Raw genomic sequence first — 20,727 nt, 5'->3', positions numbered from 1 at the left:
ACGGCTTCCCTTGCATGGCATGCTGCACCGCGCTTCGGACATAAGTCAACGCTCGACATGTTGAAAGCGGTCTTGGGCTACGCGCCATCATCCCTTCGTCTTATGTCTTTCGTTTCATGCTATTTTGGAGGATGCGCGTCCCGGCGCGGTCGCGCGAGGCTGCCGGAGGGCCTGCGACAGGCGGGTTTGAACCGGCGCCGCGGCTCGCGCGACCAAGAGATGTCCCAGTTTACCAGCGGGACATGTTGCGGTAAAAACAGGGGCTTGCTTTCGTCCCGTATGACCGCCTGTTTTTTTGATCTCGCGCTGCGCCGACCGTTGCGGGGTGCGGCCGATTGCTGAATTGGGGAGGTTGTCGTGAACTTCGCGTCTCTGGTTCCGGGGTTCCGTGCCCGACTGGCCGCCGCCTTTGCGCTGGTTCTCGGCGCCGTGGCGCTGGCGGCGCCGGGCTTGGCGGCCGTGCCCGCCGAGCGGCGGGTCGCGCTTGTCATCGGCAACAGCGCCTATACGGCTGTGCCGCCGCTCGCCAACCCGCGGCGTGACGCCGGCGGCGTCTCGGCCGCGCTGAAGCGGCTGGGCTTCGACGTCGTCGAGGGCTACGACCTCAAGATGGACGAGATGACGGGCATCGTGCGCGAATTCGCGCAGAAGCTCGACGGCGCCAAGGCGGGTCTGGTCTATTATGCCGGCCACGGCATCGCCGTCGGCGACGAGAACTATCTCATTCCCGTCGACGCCTCGCTGCGCTCGGAAGCCGATCTCGACTTCAGGGCGGTGAACGTCCAGCTCGTGCTGCGCCAGATGCAGCGCGACGAGCGCGTCAACATCGTCATCCTCGACGCCTGCCGCGACAATCCCTTCGCCAACCAGCTCGCGGCGAAGTCGCGCGCCGTCACCCGCGGCCTGACCGCGATCGAGACGCAGTCGGCCTCAGGCATCCTGATCGCCTTCGCCACCGATCCGCGCGCGACCGCGCTCGACGGCGAGCGCGACGGCAACAGCCCCTTCACCAGCGCGCTGCTCAAGCATATCGAGACGCCGGAGGTGTCGATCACCACCGTGATGGACCGCGTGCGCGCCGATGTCTGGGAAGCGACCGGCAAGAAGCAGAAGCCCTGGACCAACTCCTCGATCATCGGCGAGTTCAAGCTCAACCCGACGCTGAAGCTCGCCGCCGTCGATCCGAGCGCGACCGCGACCAAGGCCATCGACGCCGCCGTGCCCATGCCGGCGATGCCGGTCGTGCCCTCGGTCGACCGCACCGGGCTCGACGTGAAGACCTGGGAAGTGGCCGAGCGCGGCAATTCGGCCGCCGATTACCGCGCCTATCTCGACGCCTTCCCCTCGGGCCAGTTCGCCACCTTCGCCCGCAACCGTCTCGCCAGCCTCGAGGCGGCCAAGCCCGAGGCCGGCTTCCTGACGACGCCGCCCGGCGTCACCGAGGAGGCGCTGAAGAAGGAGATCGGCACGGCGCAGACGGAAACGGCGATGAAGCTTTCGGCCAATGACCGGCGCGAGCTCCAGACGCGCCTGCGCCTCAGCGGCTTCCAGCCGGGCAAGGCGGCGGCCAATTTCGGGCCGAGCCAGCGCAAGGCGATCCAGGACTGGCAGAAGTCGCGCGCCATCCCGGAGACGGGCTTCCTGACCGCGATGCAGGTGAGCGCGCTGCGTGCCCAGAGCGAGGCGGCCTATCAGGCGGTGCTTACCGCGGAGAAGGCCGCGGCCGAGAAGAAGGGCAAGACGGCCGAGCGCAAGGGCAACACCCGCAACGTCACCAGCTATGAAGGCGACGAGATGTACCGGCGCGACCTCGCCCGCGAGCGCGGCGAGACCTATCAGGGCTCGACCACGCCGCGCCGCGGCACCACCGCCAGCGGCTATCAGGGTCGGGTCCGGACGCAGGGCGGCGACGCCGGCAACAGCGCGGGCGCCGCGATCTTCGGCACCATCGTCGGCGGCGCGATCGGCGGCGTGATCGGCGGCGGCTTCCGCCGCTGAGCCGGACGGAGCTTGATCGCAGCGGCTTTGCGCCCACCGCCGTCATTCCGGGTTCTCCGGCTCACGCGAAGCCCCGGAATGACGGCGACGATGCTGTCCGGGGCACGCCCCCTACAAGGGAGCGGGCCGCGCGGTTCACGCGACGTCGTGACAATGGTTCGTGGCGCGCAGCTCGACATAGCGCCGGCGTGTCTCGGCCGTGTTCGGCAGCCCGGTCTCCTTGAGCCAGGCCAGAAATTCCGCCGGCTTGATCGTGACGATCTCCAGCGCCCGCCCCCGCGCGAGCCAGGCGTTCATCACCGCCACGGCATTGCTATGCCAGGTCTCGTAATCCGAGGGCATCTGCTCGCGGTCGTGTGCGAGCTCCCACAGCACGGTGAAATCATCGCGCTCGTACCACGGCATCGCAACCGTGTACGCTTCGACTGTCGGTTTCACCTTGAGCACCGATCATCCGCGCGCGGCGCGGAAATTGAGAACGCCACCCGCTCGAATGCGGCATAGTCGGATATCGAAGAGATAAGCCGTCGAGCCCGAAAGTCAATCGCAGGCGGCCGGCCCGCCGCGATCGCGGGCTGCCGGGGCAGCGCTCAGTCGAACGTCCCCTCCCGGTACAGGACCCTCAGGACGAGGTTGGCGACGAGCCGCCAGGGGCGCACCGGCTTGCCCGCGACGATGGCCGTCCCGATCACCGGATGCGTCTCGCGTGGCTCGGAAAGCGTGGCGATCTCGACGCGGTAGACCGGGATCTCGGGGATGATCTGCCGGTTCTCGTCCTGGCGGGCGGCGATCGCGCCGCCATGCGGCGAGGCGAGCTCCCGGTCGGGCAGGTTGCGCGTCGCCATCTCGTCGATCGCGGCGACGCGGATCGGCATCCGTTCCAGCGCAAGATCGGCCGGAACGAAGCTGCCCTCGGCTCCGGGCACGATCCGGCTCAGATGCGCTTCCTCGACATAGGCGTCGACCTTCACCGTCGCGGCATCGACGAGATAGGCCACGGCCTCCCCCGCCTTGAGCCATTCGCCGATGCTCAGCGGCTCGGCGAGCTCCATCACGGTGCCGGCGAAGGGCGCCCGGATCACCAGCCGCTCCGTTTCCTGGCGCAGCGCCGCGATCTCCGCGCGGGCGGCGGCGAGCCGCTGCACCAGGACCGCCGCCCGCGCCGGATCGCCCGCCCCCGGCTCCGCCGCCTGGAGCTGGGCTGCGAGGCTTGCCGCGTTGCGCCCGGCCTGGGCGAGCCTGAAGGCGAGATCCGGCGATTCGAAGCTGACGACCGGCTGCCCAGCCGCGACATCCTCGCCGACGCGGACATGGACGGCCTGCACCCGCGCCGCCGCCGGCAGATAGAGCTGCGTGCGCTCCCGCGCCGCGAGCACCGCCGGCAGGTGCAGCGAGGTCGGCCAGGGCAGGAACAGGGAGATGCCGAGCGCGGCGAGGACGGCGCAGGTGAAAAGCCCGCGCCGCGTCGGCTTCTCCCGGGTGAGGCGCCGGGCCCATTCCCCGAGTTCGAGCACGACCGGGCGCATGATGAAATACCAGATCTCGACGGCGAACAGCACGAGGCCGAGCGCCTTGAAGAACATGTGATAGACGAGAAGCGCGATGCCGAGGAACAGGACGAAGCGATAGGTCCAGGTTCCGATCGCATAGGCCACCAGGAAGACGCGCGTGCGCGGCGGCCAGTATTCGGGCGGCTCCTCGTCGAAGGCGAAGAGCAGGCGGCGGATCAGATAGCGCGTCAGGGCGAAGGCGCGTTCCTGCAGATTGGGGATCTCGACCAGATCGCAGAGCAGGTAATAGCCGTCGAAGCGCATGAAGGGCGAGATGTTGATGACGAGCGTGAGCAGCCAGGTCGTCGTCGCCCAGACATAGACGGCGCTGCGCAGCGCGCCGTCCGGCAGCACGGTCCAGAGCAGCAGCGCATAGGCGGCGAGAGCCAGCTCGAAGGCGACGCCGGCGGCCCCGATCGCCAACCGCCGCCGGCGCTCGCGCAGCGTCCAGGCCGCGCTGGTGTCGGTATAGAGCACCGGCGCCAGCACCAGGAAGGCGATGCCCATCGTCGGGACGCGGCAGCCATGGCGCACCGCGGTCAGCCCATGGCCGAGCTCGTGCAGCGCCTTGGAGCAGAACAGGGCAAGCCCCGCCAGCGCCGCCCCCTCCAGCGAGAAGAACCAGGGCAGCGCCGAGACGAAGCCGTCCCATTGCCGCATGACCAGGACGAGCCCCGTGACGCCCGCCGCCAGGGTGACGGCGAGGAAGGTCCAGCCATAAAGGAAGGATAAAGCCGGCAGCAGCGCCCTGAGCATGGGTTCGGGCCGCAGCAGCGGAATGCGCATGAACAGGTAGTGATGCAGGAGCCAGTTGAGCGGGCCCCGGCGCCCGGCTACGCGGCGGGCCGCGAGCTTGCCGGTGTCGGCCGGGCCGCTGCGGCGCAGAAGCTCGGCCCGGTCGAGGAAGGTCAGGAACGCCTCGACATCCTCCGGACTAATCGTCAGCGCCGTCTCGGCATTGACCCTGCGGACGATCTCCTGCGGGCGGCCGAGGCGCCAGCGGCAGAGGATCTCGAATTCCGTCCAGCCGATCCGGAAGAAGCGGTTGCGGGCCGGGTCGGAGAGCGTCCAGCTCGGCGCGCCGCCACTGAGCGTCGGGCCGGGGATGAGCTCGATCTCCTCGCGCAGCGGCGGCAGCGGCGTCTCCGGCGCGGGTGATCCGGGGACCGCCGGCGCCACCCCGGAGCCGAGCGGCAGCGGCAGGGCGGCCGCGCTCACAGCCCGGTCCATTGCCTGAGCGCGGCGAAGGGGCGGCGGAACAGCGCATAGGCCAGCGGCACATGCTCGCCATAGACCCGCGCCGTTCCCTTCAGGCCGATGCGCGGCACCTCGCCGCCGTCGAGCCGGGCTTTCAGGCGGTAGCTCAGGATGCCGTCCGGCCCCTGCGTCGCCTGATAGGAGGATTGGGTCAGCACCGCGTCGAGCGGCCGCTCGGGCGCGATGTTCAGGAAGAGCCGCAGCGGCGCGGAAGGCGCAAGCCGGATGGCGTCGGCGACCGAGAGCCTGGCCTGGACCTCGACATGGGCCGGGTCGGCGACGAGCATCACCTTCTCGCCGATGGCGACGGGACGCCCGAGCCACTCGTTGGGATCGTCGAGGACGACGACGCCGGCCCGCGGCGCGCGCACCTGGATGCGGGCGAGCTGCTGGCGCAGATAGGCGATCTCGGCCGCCTGCTGATCGTACTTGCCCTGGAGCAGCGGCAGGGTCGAGCGCACCTTCTGGTCGACGACGGCGAGCTGGCGCGCCTGCCTGAGCTCGAGCTCGGCCGCCTGGAGCGTGCCGCCGGCGACGTCGAGCTGGCTCCTCAGCCGGCGATCGTCGAGATTGAACAGGAGATCGCCCTCGGCGACCTGCTGGTTGGGCTTCACCGCGATCCGGTCGACCACCCCTTCGAGCGGGGCACGGACGAGAACGGGATCGCGCGGCACGATCTCCGCCGGCGCCAGCGCCGTCTGCGGGACCGGCAGGAAGGCGAGGAGCACGGCAAGCCCCGCAAGCCCGAGGCCGATCAGGCGCCGCCGGCCGAGCGCGAAGCGCAGCGCGCGGGCTCCCGCGCCGCGCCGCTCCTGCGCCGCCAGGGCATGCCCATAGGCATCGCAGAGGAAGCCGAGCAATTGCCGCTCGCCCTCTTCGATATCGTGCTCCCGCGCGAGGACGAGGACATCGCCGCCATGGCCGAGCGGCAGCCAGATCAGCCGCGCGGGCAGCCAGTCCGCCCAGCTTTCGCGAAGCGAAGCCGGAGCGTCCGCCACATCCAGCGTCCGGGCGCCGGCCTCGGCCGCGCGCGCGAAACCGGAAAACAGCGCATTGAGCCAGGTGATCATCGGCGCGTTGCGGTCGATCGCGGAGAGGCCGGAGACGGCCGTCACGCGCCGATGGGGAGCGCCGCGCCAGAGTAACGCCTGCCGGTAGGGCACGAGCGAAAAGGTCTCGTTGGCGATCAGGAAGGCGAGCTCGTCGCGCGTCGCCGCCCGCGCCCGCTTTTCGAGCTGGAGCAGCAGGGAGAGCCGAAGCAGCGGCGGGGGAGAGACCGGGGCGTTCATGGCGCGGCGGCGGGCGCCGCCAGACGGGCGACCCCGCTCATGCCTGCGACCAGCTCGGGATGCTCGCCGAGCGGGACGCCATAGAGCTTCACGGTCTGGCTGACCGGATCGATGCGCGGCACGATCCGGGTCACCCTGGCCGGATAATCGCGCTGAAGCTCCTCGATGCGCATGGTGAAGGGCGTCCCGGCGCTCAGCCAGGACACCCAGCGCGACGGCACCAGAAGCTCGACCTCCAGCTCGCGCTCGTCGAGGATATCGAGCAGCGGCTCGCCGGTGGTGACGTATTGATGGCGCTTCACCCGCAATTCGGCGATGCGCCCGCCAAACGGCGCGCGCAAGCTGCAGCGGCTGACGTCCTTGGCCGCGAGGTCCCGCTCGGCCTGGGAGGCGTCGAGCTCGATCGTCGCGAGGTCGAGATCGATCTTTCCCACCGCCTTGCGCTGGTCGAGCAGGCGCACGGCCTCCAGCTTGCGCTCGGCGGCGCTGGCCTTGGCGTCGGCGAGCCTGAGGCGGGCCTGATAGGAATCGCAGTCGAGCGCCACGATCTCCTGCCCCTCGACGAAAGCCTCGCCCTCGCGCAGCGGCAAGGCGGCGACCCTGCCGGCGATCTCGCTCGACAGGATGGTGGCGCGGCGCGCCGTGAGCTGGACGCGCACCTCCGGCGCGGCCTCGGTCGCGGCGGCTTCCGCGGCCAGCAGCAGGAGCGCGGCGCACGCCTGCGCGAGGAGGAGCGATGCCCGGCCTGTCCGTCCTCCCATGCCCGCTCCTTCCGTTTCCTGCGTGAAGGCTCCGCTCAAGGCGTGTTGGCCGCGACCTTCGTCGTCGCCGGGCGCGGCGTCTCGTCGAGGCGCGGGATCGCGACCCGGCCGGTGCGCCATTCCTCGTTGCGGCGGCTGATCTCGGCGGTCAGCGCGCCGAGATCCTGGCCGTAGGCCTCGGCGGGAACCGGATCGAGGCCGAGGCTGACGAGGATGCCGGCATGGGCGTTCTGCAGATCGGCATAGGCCCGCTGCCGGCGCAGCTCGGTCAGCGCGGCGGCGGCCTTCTCGCGGATGGCGTCGAGCTCGGGCGTGGTCTGCGCCTCCTGGCCGTCATGCGACAATTGCGCGATGCGCCGGTTGATCAGCGAGATCGAGCCCAGCCGCTCGTAGTTCTTGCGGGCGATCTGGTATTGCTGCGCCGAGACCTGCACCTGCGCCAGCACGGCCATGGTCGTGGCCAGGCGGCGCGTCTCCGAGATCTCGGACTGGACCTCGTTCAGCGCGGCGATCTTGGGATAGTTGGTGACGATGCGGATCAGGTTCGCCGCGATCCGCACGCCGCCTTCCTGCCAGTTGTTGTAGAGCAGGTAGCTGTTCGAATCGTAGTTCAGCGAGCCGAGCAGCGTCACGCCCGGCACCAGCCTGAGCAGGGCGCGGTGGCCTTCGGTCTGGACGATGCGGGCGTTGTACCCGTCCTCGCGCAGCTCCGAGCGGTTGACCAGCGCGACGCGCTCCATCTGGTCGAGGCTCAGCCCGAGATTGCCGAGCCGGGGCGGCGTCGCCGGGACGGCGAGCCTGAAGGGCGTGCCGGGCCTCAGGCCCATGAGCTGGGCAAGCTGCACCCTGGCGATGGCGAGCTGGTCGTCGACCGATTCCAGTTCCTGGATCAGCTCGAGCAGGTCGCGCTGATAGCGCAGCGCCTGCTCGGGCTTCTGCTCGCGCTCGGCCTCCATCTGGCGGGACGCCGCCTGGGCACGGCGCGCCTCGGCCATGACCCGGCGCAGCTCCGGCCGCATCCGGTCGGCGGCGACCGCGCTCCAATAGGCGTTGCGGACCTGCTGGAAGACGTTGGCGACGACGCGGCGGCGCTGTTCCTCGGCGATGTTGACCCGGTCGGCCTGCTGCTTGGCCTGGAGATAGCTCAAGCCGAAATCGATGACGTTCCAGGACAGGGTCAGGTCGGCGAAGCGGCGCTCGCGGTCGACCGAGGTTGTCTCGAAATTCGACGGCTGCACGATGCCGTTGCGGTAGCTCGCGCTCGAGGAGACGAGGCTCTTGTCGCGCCCGGCATAGCCGGCATTGGCGGTCAGGTTCGGCAGCATGTCGAGCTTGGTCAGGTCGAGCTGCTCGCGCTGCAGGGCCGAGTTGAACATCTGCAGCCGCGTATCGAGATTGTAGCTGATCGCCCGCGCCTGCGCCTCGGCCAGCGTGATCGGGCGGTTCGGCGGCAGGCCGTTCACATCGATGGCGGCGAGATCGGCGGCGGCGCGCGCCTCGTTCTCGGCCTGGGTGAAGGGCTCCGGCTGGATCGTGCAGGCCATGAGCCCGAGGCAGATGAGGACGCAGGCGAGGATCGGGCGCATTGGGGTCTCTGGTGCACGTTGGGTGCGGGGCAATCGGGTCATCGTCATGGTTTCGGCGCAGGCTCGGGCGTCAGGGCTTCCAGAAGCTTCGCCGCCTCGAGAAGCTGGCCGACGGCGCCGGCCTGGATCAGGGCCTGGGTGAGCGATTTCGCCGGGCGCGGCGCCTCCGGCGCGGAAGGCGCGGTGCCGCCGCCATCCGGCTCGGGCGCAACCTCGTCGGCGGGTGCCTCGCGCTGCGGCGGCGGATCGGCGGGAGGCAGCTCGATCGGCGCGGGGCCCATATCGGGCGAGGCGATGGCGGGAACGCTGCTGCGCAGCAGCCGCAGGCTTTCGGCGATATCGCGCAGCACCCGGAAGGACACCGACGATTCGGCGTAATTGCCGTTGGCGTCGCGGGCGATCACGCGCACGACATAGATTCCCGGCGGGACATCCGGCGTCGGACGGGCGGTGACGGTCTGCGTCGTCGGCTCGAAGCTGATCCAGGACGGCAGCGGCTGGCCGATGCCCAGCGTCGCCTCGTAGAGCAGGGGACCGGTCGTGCCGGCCCAGCTGCGGAACACCACCTGCTGCGAGACGGTTTGCAGGAAGGTGACGTAACGGTCGTAGGGCTGCCCTTCGAGATGGGAGATCACCCCGGTCTCGACATAGGCCGCGCTCGCCGGCCAGCCGCGCGGCCAGCCGGGCACGCCGGGAAAGATCTCCGTCTTGCCGGCGATGGTGATGGTCAGCGTCGCGGTCGATTGGTTGCCGTCCGCATCGGTGATCCGGTAGCTGAACACCTCCGTCAGCGTTTCCCCGTCCAGCAGGGCCTCGACCCGCGGATTGGCGTTGTCGAGGCGGTAGCTGTAGCTGCCGTCCGCGTTCAGCGTCAGCTCGCCGTAGCGGCCTGCGAGCGGGCTGCCCACCGTGCCCGTCTTCGTATCGAAGGCGACCCGCGTCACGCTCACGCCGTCCGCGCCGGGGCGGTCGGCGCCGGGGCCGGTGGTGACGACGTTGCCCGTCACCGTATCGGCGGGGCCGCCCCGGGTGATCGCGGCGGCATCGTCGCGCGCCTGCGGCGCGTCGTCGGCGATGAGGATGGTCAGCGTGCCCGTGCCCGTGCCGCCGCCCGCATCCGTCACCGTGAGCAGAATGGATTCGCTGACCTCGCCGCCGCCATGGTCCTGGGCGCCGGTCAGCGTGTAGCGGTATGCCAGCGTGCCGGAGGTCGGCACCCCGCCCACGATCGTGCCCGGCGTGAAGCCGGTGATCGTGAGCACGCCCATCGGCGTCTTCACCGTGACCGGTGTCGTATCCAGCTCCCGCAGCGAGTCCAGCGTGATCGTCGTGCCGCCGACCGTCACCGAGACGAGCCCGTCCGGCGCCGTCACCGTCACCGTCCCCGTCGTGGTCTCGCTGCCGTCGCCGGGATCGCCGAGGCCGCGTTCGCCCACCGTGTTCTCGCCGGTCGCCGAACCGTTCGCATCCACCGGCACGATCGTCGCCGCGCCGTCGGTCGTGCCGCGGATCGTGATCGTCAGCGTCGCTTCGGCGGTGCTGCCGTCGCTGTCGGTCACCTCGTAGCGGAAGACATCCGCCAGCGTCTGGGTGTCGTTCAGGGCGTTGACGGCGGCGTTGCCGTTGTCGAGCCGGTAGTCGTAGCTGCCGTCCGCATTCAGCTTCAGCGTGCCGTAGGCGCCGGCGAGCGTGCTCCCGACCGTCCCGACCCCGGGCGCGGTCTGCGACCAGACGCCCGTCACCGGTCCGCCGGCCGCCGGCCCGTCATTGCCGATATTGTCCGCGACGTCGCCGGCGCCCCCATTGGCGAAGACGTTGCCGCTCACCGTGTCGAGGGCCGCATCCTCCGTGATCGTCGCGGCATCATTGAGCGGGCGCGGCGCATCGTCGGTGATCAGGATGGTCAGCGTGCCCGCGCTGGTATCGCCCCCGGCATCCGTTACCCCGAGCAGGAAGGCGTCGCTGACCTCGCCGCCACTGTGATCCTGCGCCGTGGTCAGCGTGTAGCTGTAGCTCAGCGTGCCGGACGTCGGCACCCCGCCCACCGTCGTCCCCGGCGCGAAGGCGGTGAGCGTCAGCACGCCCTTCGGCGTCGTCACCGTGACCGGCGCGCCGCCGAGCGCGCCGAGCTGCGTCAGGTTCAGCGTCGTGCCGCCGACCGAGATCGAGGCGAGCCCGTCCGGCGCCGTCAGCGTGACCGTCCCGGCCGTGGTCTCGCTGGGATCGCCCGCGTCGTTCAGGCCGCGCTCGCTCACCGTGTTCTGGCCGGTCGCGCCGCCGTTCAGGTCCACCGGCCCGATCGCCGGCAAGCCGTCCTTGCGGCCCTCGATCGTGATCGTCAGCGTCGCCTCGGCTGTGCTGCCGTCCTTGTCGGCGATCCGGTAGGTGAACACCTCCGTCAGCGTCTGGCCGGTGCGCAGGGCGTTGACCCGGGGGTCGGCGTTGTCGAGCGCGTAGCTGTAGCTGCCGTTCGCGTTCAGCGTCAGCGCGCCGTAGGTTCCGTCGAGCGCGCTGCCGACCGTCCCGGCCGTCCCGCCGAATCTGACGCCGGTCACGGGCCCGCCGGCCGCCGGCCCGTCGCTGCCGATATCGTCGGCGGCATCGCCGGCCCCCCCGCCGCCGAAGACATTGCCGGTCGCAGCCGGCCCGTCCTCCTGGACGGAGGTCGCGTCGTTGCGCGCCTGCGGCGCGTCGTCGGCGATGAGGATGGTCAGCGTGCCCGTGCTCGTGCCGCCACCCGCATCCGTGACCCTGAGCGCGAAGGGATCGCTGACCTCGCCGCCACTGTGATCCTGCGCCGTGGTCAGCGTGTAGCTGTAGCTCAGCGTGCCGGTGGTCGGCACCCCGCCCACCGTCGTGCCGGGCGTGAAGCCGGTGAGCGTCAGCACGCCCTTCGGCGTCGTCACCGTGACCGGCGCGCCGCCGAGCGCGCCGAGCTGCGTCAGGTTGAGCGTCGTGCCGCCGACCGCGATCGAGGCGAGCCCGTCCAGCGCCGTCACCGTCACCGTCCCGCTGGTGGTCTCGCTGGCGTCGCCGGGATCGCCGAGACCGGCCTCGCTCACCGTGTTCTGGCCGGTCGCGCCGCCGTTCAGGTCCACCGGCCCGATCGCCGGCACGCCGTCCGTCCGGCCCTGGATGGTGATCCGCAGCGTGGCGTCGTCGGTCTTGTCGCCATCGCTCAGCGTGTAGGTGAACAGCTCGACGAGCTCGTCCCCGGCGCGCAGGGCATTGACCCGCGGATCGGTATTGTCGAGCAGGTAGACATAGCTGCCGTTCGCGTTCAGCGTCAGCCTGCCATAGGTTCCGTCGAGCGCGCTGCCGACCGCCCCGGCCGTGCCCCCGAAGGCGACGGCGCTGATGCGGAGATCCGCGACCCGCGTATCGGGGTCGCGGTCGAGCGCATTGGCCGGCGACGGCGACGGATCGGTGATGACGTTGCCCGCGACGGAGGCGGTGTCCTCGACGATCGTCCTTTCGTTGTTCTCCGCGATCGGCGGGTCGTTCGTCGCGACGATCGTGATCGCCCCCTGCAGCGGCGCCGAGGCCAGAGAGCCCGGACCGCCGGCGGTGTCGCCCTGCGCGTCGCGGTTGTCGCCGTCGCGGACGACGAGCGTGTAGCTGCGCGTCGTCCTGGCGCCGAAATCGGTCGGGTTGTCGCTGCTGCTGGCATAGGTGAGGTGCTCGATCACCGCGGTGACATCGGCGAGCGTCGTGCCGGCGGCGAGCCGGATCACCAGGGTCCCAGCGGAGCCGTTCCTGGCGGGATCGGGATCGATGGCGATGCCGGGGGGCAGGGTGAAGCCTGCGGCGATGCCGAGCCGGTCGCCCGTGAGATAAGTCGCGCCCAACGACAATTCGATCTCGCCGGCGCCGAAGACGCCGGCGCTCAGCCCGGGTGTCGTGGTCAGGTCGAGATCGGAGAGGGTGACCGTTCCAGTCTCGAACAGCAAGGTCGGCGGCAGGCTGCTGCCGGTGCCGGTTTCATTGTTCTCGGTAATGATCGGATCGGCCGCCGTGCCGGTGAGCACCGGCGCGTCGTTGCGCGGGAGGACCCGGGTATCCAGCGTCGTCGCGTCCGACCATTGCCCGGTCTGCCCCAAGGCGCCGGAGAGATCGACGCCGCCGGCGAAGCCCACCGTCGCGTCCGAGCCGCGCACCGTCAAACCGCCCGGCACGCCGTTGTAATCGGCGACCGGGACGAAGCGCAGCATCGCGCTCGTGGGCAGGAGCAGGGCGTTGCCGTCGCCGACATCGGTCGCGACATAGCTCCAGACCGTGCCATCCAGCGAATATTGCCAGCGTCCCTCAGTGGCGGGATTCGCCGCGTTCCCGGTGATGGCGATGCCTCCGAACGGCGTCTTGGCGTCGCCGCCGCCCGCAATGCCGCTGCGGTCGTCGGTCGCGTCCGAATAGAGCGCGCCGAACAGGACGGAGACGGTCTCGCCGGCCGGGTTGGCCTCATCCTCGTTGACCGCGGTGAGGTCGCCCGGGCCGAGGCCCGGCTTGTCGTTGACGTTGGCGACCGTCGTCTCGAGGACGACCGCGCCGGCGCTGTAGTGCGACGTCCCGCCCGTGGCGTTCGCCGCCGACAGGTTTCGCACGGCGCCCGTCGCCGGCGGGCTGGCCTGGGTTTCCGCCAGGCGGACGGTCAGCCTCTCCGGCGTGCCGTGGAAATCGGCGGCGGGCGCGAAACGGATCTGCGCGCCGGCGTCGAGATAAAGCGCGTTCGTCAGCGCGCGCGCGCCGATATCGACCCAGCTCGCGCCGTTATAATACTGCCAGCTCCCCTGGGCGGGGTTCGGGCTGAGCCCGACCACCATCACGCCGGCGAAGCTGTCGGCGCTCGATCCGCCGGGGATCGCGTCGCGCGAATCGTCGAAATAGGCCCCGAACAGGGTGGCGACGGTGCGCGCCGTGCCGCTGGTGTCCTCGGTCTCGCTCAGGCTGACGATGGTCGAGCCGCCGACGGGCACGACCACCGGCGCGTCGTTGACCGGAGCCACCGTGATGGTGAAGGTCCGGGTCGTGACCAGCTCGGCGCTGACCCCGTCGGCATAGGCGAAATCGCCCGGGTCGGCGGCGGGATCGTTGGTATCGTCCGTCAGGGATGGCGGCCTGCCGCCATGCTTGCCTTCGTCGGAAACGGTGACGGTGACGGTGAAGGAGCCGTTCCAGTCCGCACTATCCGGCGTTCCCGCGGTATCGGGGTACTGAACGATGATGCTGTTCGCGAAGGCGTTGATCTGGGCGAGCGTGCCGCTGATCGTCCTGGACGTGGCGTCGGTACCGACGAGGGTGCTGCCGGCGGGAAGCGTGTGGCCGGAGATGGCGACGTTCGGCGAAACCTCGATGCGGGCGGTGAGGAAATCCGCAGGCAGGGCGTCGGGATCGCTGATCGCGATCCCGCTCAGCCGCACTGTCGCGGCGCCCTCGGAAGGCATCGGCGCCGGCAGGGTGACGTGGATCTCGGGCGGGTCGTTGAGCGAGGTGGGGAAGATCGTCCTGGTCGCGCTGGCGACGTTCCGCGGCAGCCCGCCGGGAACCGCGAGATAGGGATCGACCTCGGCGCCCGGCACGGCCGTGACCCCGCCGGTGGCCTCGGCGTTGCCGCCGCCATTCGCAGCGGTGCCGACAAGCACGCCCGACCCCACGTCGCGCTGCCGGTCGTCAGCGACGATCTCGATGCGCAGGCCCTGATCCTGGTTCGCCAGAGCGCCTGACAGACCGACCCTCAGCCCGGCGAGATAGGCGTTGACCTCGGCGAGCGTGCCGCGGATGACCAGGGCCCTGTTCGTGCCGTCATAGGTATTGTCCACCTCGAAATCCGGGCCTTCCAGTGGGGCGGAGGACGAGGAGAAGACGACGTCGACATGGGCGGCCGCGCTCAGCGGCGTGGCGGTGTCGAGCGCGATCAGGCGGATCGTCACCTGGATGAAGTCGGCCTCGCCATCGGCGATCCCGCCGCCGTCGCCAGCGATGTCCCTGTCCGCGACGGAGATGCCGGTGACCGGGGTCTCCACGCTGACGACGAGGGTATCCGCAGGGGCGGAAACCGTCGGCGCATCGTTGACCGGGACGATGGTCAAGGCGATCGCGAGCGGGGGCGGATTGGCGGAGGCGCCGCCGCTGCCGATATTGGAGCCCGTATCGTCGAAGCTGACCGTCAGCGTCACGTCGCCGGGGTCTGCGCCGTTCATGTCGTGATTCTGGTCGCTCGCCGACTGGTAGCGCAGGGCCGCGTTGAGGCCGGCCCGGATATCGGCCGCGGTGCCGGTGACGACCATCGTGCCGGTGCCGGCGCCGGTCACGGTGAGGTTCAGCCCGTCCGGGACGGGATCGAGCGAAAGGGTGCCGAAGGGCACGCTCAACGTCACCGAGACCGGGGTCCCGAATGCCGCCGATTCGGCATCGGTGATGGTGAAGGCGATCTGCGGACCGATCAGGGTCGCCTGATCTTCATAGGTGGTGGCGGCGCCGGCGCCGGTCAGCACCGCCGGGTCGTTGACGCGCGAGGCGCGGATCAAGACATCCGCCGCGCCGATGTTGCCGACGAGCGCCGCGATCGCCGGGTTGACGTGCGAGGCGGTCGGGACGGGATGCAGATACCAGTCGAAGCCGTCGTAATCCGAGACGGATTGCGGCAGGCCGATATAGGGCACCGCCGGCTGGTTGAAGGTCCCGCCGCCATTGCCACCGACATTGTCGCCCGCCGCGACCGGATCGACATCGAGAAGGGCGCCCGCCTGATCGCGCAGGCGGTCGTCGGCGATCACCTGCACCCGGTAGATCTCGTTGCGGTCGGTGGCGAAGCCGACGGTCAGCGTCGCCAGCGCTGCGTTGAGCTGCGCCTGCGTGCCGCGCAGCACCAGGATGCGGCCGGCGCCGTGCGCGGTATCGTCGACGATGGCGCCGCTCGTCGTGACGTCGATCGTGCCGTCCAGGTCGAGGTCGTCGCCCGCGACGGCGATCGTGATGCCCATGTCGGTGTAGTTGGCGGCCGTCAGCGGCACGCCGTTTCTGTCGAGCAGCCGGACGGTGACCTGGAGGAAATCCGTCTCCTTGGCGCCCACCCCATCCGCGAGATCGGGATCGTGCAGGCTGAAGCCGGGAAGCGCGATCACCGTGTCGGTCGAATTGACCGGCCCCGCAGGCGCCGTGACGACCGGCGCGTCGTTGGTCGGCTGGACATAGATCCAGAACTCGCGCCCCCTCACCTCGGCGGAGCCGTCCGAGAGGGTGAAGACGAATTTGTCGTCCGGCGTGTCGGGATAGCTCGCGCCGCCCGGCTCGTCGCCGCCGTGCTGGTAGTAGATGAAGCCGGCGGCCACATCGGCTTGGGTGAAGGAGGAGCCCGACCCCAGCGAGGTGAAATGGATGCCGTCGGTCGAATAGGCGATGCGCCCGTGCTGCGGCGCCTGGGTGATCGAATACTGGACCTGCGTCGCCGAGCTGTCGGGATCGACCGCCTGGAGGAGAGCGGGCGTGATCTTCTGCCAGGAGCCCTCGTAGATCACCGTCAGCGGCTCGTTGACCGCCCCGTTCCCGCCGCCGCCCGGCCAGGGGCCGGGGGGATCGGGCTGCCTCGGATCGGGCGCGATATCCGGCGGATCGTTGACCGGCGTGATGACGAAGCCGACGCTGACGGCACCCGAAACCGCTCCCCGGCGGTCGACCGCATGGGCGCTGAAGACGTCCGCCAGGGTTTCGCTGCCGTCATGGACATAGCGCAGCCGCGACGTACCCGCGGAGGCCGTGAGCCAGTCCGCCTGGAGCAGCGTGGTCTCGTCGACGGTTTTCCAGCCGTTCGTCGCGGTGTCGAACCATTCGAGCCTGCCATGGAGCGGCAGGGTGTCGATGTAGAAGGCCAGCGGGTTCGCGGCGTCGTGGTTCAGCGCGTAGTTGGCGCCGCCCGCCAGCGTCGGGCTGGTCTCGTAATGCGTCTCGCTCACGGCATCGTCGGGATCGCTGAAATGCAGCATGCCGCTGGTGATCGCGACCGTATCGCCTTCCTTGATGACGTTTTCGGCGGAGCCGCCGCCCTCCGGCGCGTCGTTCACCGGCGTCGCATAGAAGTGGAAATCGCTGGTCCAGGCGTCCAATGTCAGCCCGCCGAGGCCGTCGCTGACGTAAAGCCCGGCGGAGGCGCGCAGCGTCACGCTGGAATCGAAGCCCTCCTCGCCGTCATGGACGAAGCGGATCAGCCCGGCGTCGAGATCGGCCTGGGTGAAGCTTCCCAAAAGGTCGATCGCGGTCCAGACGCCGCCGACGGACTTCTCCAGCGTGCCGTGCCAGCCCGCATCGGCGCTGCCGAACCCCATCACCGTGTAGATGATCTGCGCGGGCGCGACGCCGGGCACCTCGTAGGACAGGCCGGGGCGGCCCAGATCGTCGTCATAAAGCAGCACGGCGCCGCCCTCGGACAGGCTGCCCACGCTGACGCCGGCCGCGTTGGTGCCGGCATAGGTGCTGCTGTGGGAGGCCGGCACGGGCAGCGGATCATCCAGCATGCTTCCGCCATTGCCGGCCGGGGTGTCGCGCAGATTGATTGTGAAGGTGAAGTCGCGCAGCGCGCTGTCCTGGTCGCCCGGCGCCTCATAGATGCCGCTCGGGCGCTGATAGGGCTCGCCATCGGCGGTCCAATGCAGCGAGACGCCGTTGTCGACGACCCGGAAACCGAAGCTGTCGGTCTCGTTCGGCCCGGCGGCGCGTTGCTGGACGTAGGAGACCCGGCCGGCGATGACGTCCGCAAGCGTGAAGGTGCTGCCGACCGGCAGGGCGGCCGCAGGCCCGACATTGCCGGGAGGCGCCAGATAGAGCCGGCCCTGATCCATGTACTGCGCGGTGGTGATGACGAAGGACAGGCTGTCGTTCGCCGAATCCGGATCGGTCACGTTCAGCATGGCGGGCGTGAGAACGACCTGGTAGCCGGTATCGGGGACCGTCGCCGTGAGGGTGCTGAGCGGGTCGAATGCCGGCTCGTCGTTGACCGGCAGGACCCTGAGCGTGATCGTGGCGGATGTCTTCAGCGCCTTGTCGGCGCCGGCCCCGCCGCCGCCATCGGTCACCTCGACGCCGAAGCTGTCGAACGGATTCGGGCGCCCGTCCGGCTGGTCGTCGCCGTTATGGGAATAGGTCAGGTCGCGTCGATCGGCATAGGCGAAGCTGAAGCCGGCCAGGATGTCGGCGGCGGTGATCGCGCGGTCGATATCCTCCGCGACGTCGCCGATCATGGCCGTGCCCTTGAACCAGAGCTTCCCGTCCGCCGGCAGGGAGGTGAGACGGACGGTGAGGAGCGCATCGTCGCCCGGGTCCCCGCCGCCATTGGCGACGATGTAGTCGCCGACCCGCGCTGGATCGGTTCCCGGCCCCGAGGCATTCTGCGGCTGCCCCTCGTATACGGGGCCCGTTCCGGAGACGACCGGCGCCTGGTTGACCGGCCGAATGTTCAGCGTGACCGTCGTGACGGCGGATTTGGTGAGCGGGGTGGCGCCGTCATTGACGTGGACGACGAAGGAATCCGGCGTGTTCTGGTCCGCCCCCGTGACGGTATGGACGTAAGTGAGCCGCCCGGCCGCGACATCCGCCTGGGTGAAGGTCGAGCCCGTCCCGATGCGGACCCCGCCGAGGGCGAGATAGCCGTAGCTTGCCGTCGTATGGAGCGTATAGACGATCTGGCTCGCTTCCTGCGCCCCGATGGCGACTTCCGGATCGAGCGGCTGGATCATCGTGCCGTCGAGGACCGTGACGCTGGGGTTCCCGGCGGGGTCGACCTCGTCCACGTCGATCGCGACATCGGCGAGGACCGTCGGATCGTTCGAGGCGGTGACGCGGATCGACATCGTCCGGCTCGCCGTGACGGCGTCGTCCTCGTTCGTCACCGAAACCGTCACATCCGTCGCGGCGATGACATTGCCGCGCTCGGCATCGGCCGCCGTGAAGACGAGCCCCTTGAGCCAGGCGTCGGCCTGCTGCTTCGTGCCCGCGAAGCTCCAGGCGGAGCCCGCCGGCACGCCGCCGCCGGCGGTATCGGTGAAGGCGCCGATGTCGTCGTCCGCCACGGTGACGGTGACCGTGACGAGATCGGCGGCATCCGCCACGCCGAAGGCGAGCCCCCAGCCGACATCGCCCAGCCTGATCTGGCTGCTCGTCCCGAAATCCGGGTTGAGCACGCTGGGCTCGGCCATCTGGAGGCTGAGATCGCCGGTGATGACCGGCGGCGCGAGCAGATGGCTCCAGGCGGAAAGCGAGGCCACGGTGAACGGAACCGCGGTCTCGATCGCGCCGGTCTCGACCTCCAGCACCCAGTCGCCGCCGCGTTCCTCGGAGCCCGTCTTGCCGTCGGAGGCGGCGATATCCCCGCCGGTGAGCAGCGCCAGGCTGTCGAGCAGGGCCTGCCCGGCCGGCGCGGCGGCGACGTCGCAGCCCCAGATCATGATGTCGGCATCGGCGCTGAGCGCCGCGCTCCAGCCGGCGATCTCCGCCCCGCGCGCCGCGACCAGCGCCGCGTCCACCAGCGTCCGGCCGATCGAAAACCCCTCGCTCCCGCCATGGCCGACGAAATGCACCGCATCGATGCCGCTGCGCCCGGCCAGCGCCGCGTTCACCTGCTCGAGCCCGTCCCGCTCGGGATCCAGCACGACGATCTCGACACCCTCGGCCGGCGTGAGCTGCGCCAGCTCCGGCAGGCGCGCATCGACGAAGACGATCTCGTGGCGCTGCGCCTGCGAGGCCGAATCCGCCCGGATGAGTTGTGCTTCGGCCTTCGCGCCGAACGGACCGACATCGGCCACGGCGTCGGTCGCCAGCTTCTGGGCGGCCTCGGCGGCGTCGTGGCCGGTCGCCGCGTCCTTGCCGGCATCCGCCCCGGCGGCATGATCGGCGGTAAGCGCCACGGCCGTCGCCGGTGCCGCTGCGTCAAACATGAAGCGCGGCTCAAGGAAAAGCGCCAGGCTGGGAAGCGAAACCAGCCGAGACGTCCGCAATGAAGTCACCAAGGTCGACAATAAAAAGCGCTCCGAGGGCTATCCTCACGTTTTTTCGCGTTATCTGATTCGATCAATATTGGCCAGAATGGCGCCTGACGCTCCGTTCATCGAAGCTTTCGAGAATGGAAGTTGCGTTGATTAACTAAATTTAAATAGTTTTATCCAGAAAATATAGGAAATTTTAAGTATTGAAACGTAATCAATCCTAATCATAAAGATTCTCGTAATGCGTGCAGGTGAAAACTAAAGCACGTCACTGGCGAAATCGGCGCCGCTGCGACTCGCAAACACCCTCTCCGCGCCCGGAAAGGACATGAAGATCGCCAGCCATCGCCCGTAAAGCGCGGCTCGCCGTGGTGGGCCGGCGAGAGGAGACACCGGCCTTCCGGCCTCCTGTCGTGAAGCTTGCGGCGCGGCCGCATCGCAGCCAAGATCACCGGATCGACCCGGAGGATCACAGCGCCTTGCCTTCCCTTCCCCGACCGGCCTCCATCACGGGAGCCAATCCGCCCGTCTTCGGATCGCGGACGGACTGCGCGACCCGCTGAGCACCCCGGATGCGCATCGCCGTCCTCGCCGATATCCATGCCAACCGCGAGGCTCTCGACGCGGTGCGCGACGTCGTTGCGGCGCTGAAGCCGGACCGGATCGTCGTCGCCGGCGACATCGTCGGCTACGGGCCCGATCCGGCCTATGCGATCGAGGTCGTGGCGGGCTACGCGGCGAACGGCGCGCAGGTCGTTCTCGGCAACCATGACCGGGCGGTGCTGGACAACGACCACGGCATGACCGCGAGCGCCCATGAGGCGGTTCGCTGGACACGCGGGCAGCTTGCGGCGGAGCATCGTGCCTTCCTCGCCGCGCTGCCGCTGACGGTTGCGGAGGAGGATCGCCTCTATGTCCATGCCAGCGCCGACGAGCCCGGCCGCTGGCACTACATGCGCGACGCGCGGGCGGCCGCCCCCTCCTTCGCCGCGACCGATGCGCGGCTCATCATCTGCGGCCATACCCATGTCCCGATGATCTTCTACGCCCGCCCCGGCCATGCGCCGGTCACCTTCAGTCCGCTGGACGACACGCCTGCGCCGCTCGTCGCGACGCGCCGCCATCTCGTCGTCGCCGGCTCCGTCGGCCAGCCGCGCGACGGCAACCCGGCCGCCTGCTTCGCGCTCGTCGATCTGCAGCAGGGCTGCGTCACCATGCGCCGGGTGCCCTATGACAGCGCGGCGACCGCCGGCAAGATTCTGGCGGCGGGCCTGCCGCCAGCCCTGGCCGCGCGGCTCGCTTCGGGACGGTGAACG

The 20,727-nt window shown here is 69.8% G+C and carries 8 protein-coding genes; 2 read left to right on the top strand and 6 right to left on the bottom strand.

Translation table 11 applies throughout. The features are described 5' to 3' along the window. The first annotated feature begins 357 nt into the window (after positions 1–357). On the top strand, positions 358–1,998 hold the full coding sequence (locus tag M9917_RS07365; protein WP_297252290.1) for a caspase family protein: 1,641 nt from the start codon (positions 358–360) through the stop codon (positions 1,996–1,998). A 135-nt stretch (positions 1,999–2,133) separates the two neighbouring features. On the opposite strand, the gene M9917_RS07360 is transcribed toward M9917_RS07365, so the two are convergent. From M9917_RS07360 to M9917_RS07335, 6 genes are all read right to left on the bottom strand, one after another. After that, positions 2,134–2,436, bottom strand: coding sequence for a hypothetical protein (locus M9917_RS07360; RefSeq protein WP_297252288.1), 303 nt, complete (start codon positions 2,434–2,436; stop codon positions 2,134–2,136). 152 nt (positions 2,437–2,588) lie between these two features. After that, entirely contained in the window at positions 2,589–4,766 is a 2,178-nt protein-coding gene (locus M9917_RS07355) for a site-2 protease family protein (protein ID WP_297252286.1), read from the bottom strand. Continuing rightward, the gene (locus M9917_RS07350) at positions 4,763–6,094 is read right to left on the bottom strand and encodes an efflux RND transporter periplasmic adaptor subunit (protein WP_297252284.1); all 1,332 of its coding nucleotides are present in this window, start codon (positions 6,092–6,094) and stop codon (positions 4,763–4,765) included. The genes M9917_RS07355 and M9917_RS07350 overlap by 4 nt, the downstream gene beginning before the upstream one ends. Further along, positions 6,091–6,855 (bottom strand): efflux RND transporter periplasmic adaptor subunit, encoded by a 765-nt coding sequence (locus M9917_RS07345; protein WP_297252282.1) that lies wholly within the window; start codon positions 6,853–6,855, stop codon positions 6,091–6,093. The genes M9917_RS07350 and M9917_RS07345 overlap by 4 nt, the downstream gene beginning before the upstream one ends. Before the next feature lie 35 nt (positions 6,856–6,890). Further along, positions 6,891–8,441, bottom strand: coding sequence for a TolC family protein (locus tag M9917_RS07340; protein ID WP_297252280.1), 1,551 nt, complete (start codon positions 8,439–8,441; stop codon positions 6,891–6,893). 44 nt (positions 8,442–8,485) lie between these two features. Beyond that, positions 8,486–19,363 carry a cadherin-like domain-containing protein gene (locus tag M9917_RS07335; protein ID WP_297252278.1) on the bottom strand — a complete coding sequence of 3,626 codons (10,878 nt, stop codon included), beginning with the start codon at positions 19,361–19,363 and terminating at the stop codon, positions 8,486–8,488. A 620-nt stretch (positions 19,364–19,983) separates the two neighbouring features. Between M9917_RS07335 and M9917_RS07330 the strand changes: the two genes are divergently transcribed. Beyond that, on the top strand, positions 19,984–20,724 hold the full coding sequence (locus M9917_RS07330) for a metallophosphoesterase family protein (protein WP_297252276.1): 741 nt from the start codon (positions 19,984–19,986) through the stop codon (positions 20,722–20,724). The last annotated feature ends 3 nt before the right edge of the window (positions 20,725–20,727 follow it).

It is taken from the genome of Bosea sp. (in: a-proteobacteria) (assembly GCF_023953965.1).
Lineage (GTDB): Bacteria > Pseudomonadota > Alphaproteobacteria > Rhizobiales > Beijerinckiaceae > Allobosea.
Note: the sequence above shows the minus strand (reverse complement) of the source record. Positions and strands in the feature narration are given on the sequence as shown.

Excerpts from the sequence above, each read along its gene's own strand:
- M9917_RS07350 (WP_297252284.1), bottom strand. The coding sequence starts at position 6,094 with ATGAACGCCCCGGTCTCTCCCCCGCCGCTGCTTCGGCTCTCCCTGCTG.
- M9917_RS07345 (WP_297252282.1), bottom strand. The coding sequence starts at position 6,855 with ATGGGAGGACGGACAGGCCGGGCATCGCTCCTCCTCGCGCAGGCGTGC.
- M9917_RS07340 (WP_297252280.1), bottom strand. The coding sequence starts at position 8,441 with ATGCGCCCGATCCTCGCCTGCGTCCTCATCTGCCTCGGGCTCATGGCC.
- M9917_RS07335 (WP_297252278.1), bottom strand. The coding sequence starts at position 19,363 with ATGTTTGACGCAGCGGCACCGGCGACGGCCGTGGCGCTTACCGCCGAT.
- M9917_RS07330 (WP_297252276.1), top strand. The coding sequence starts at position 19,984 with ATGCGCATCGCCGTCCTCGCCGATATCCATGCCAACCGCGAGGCTCTC.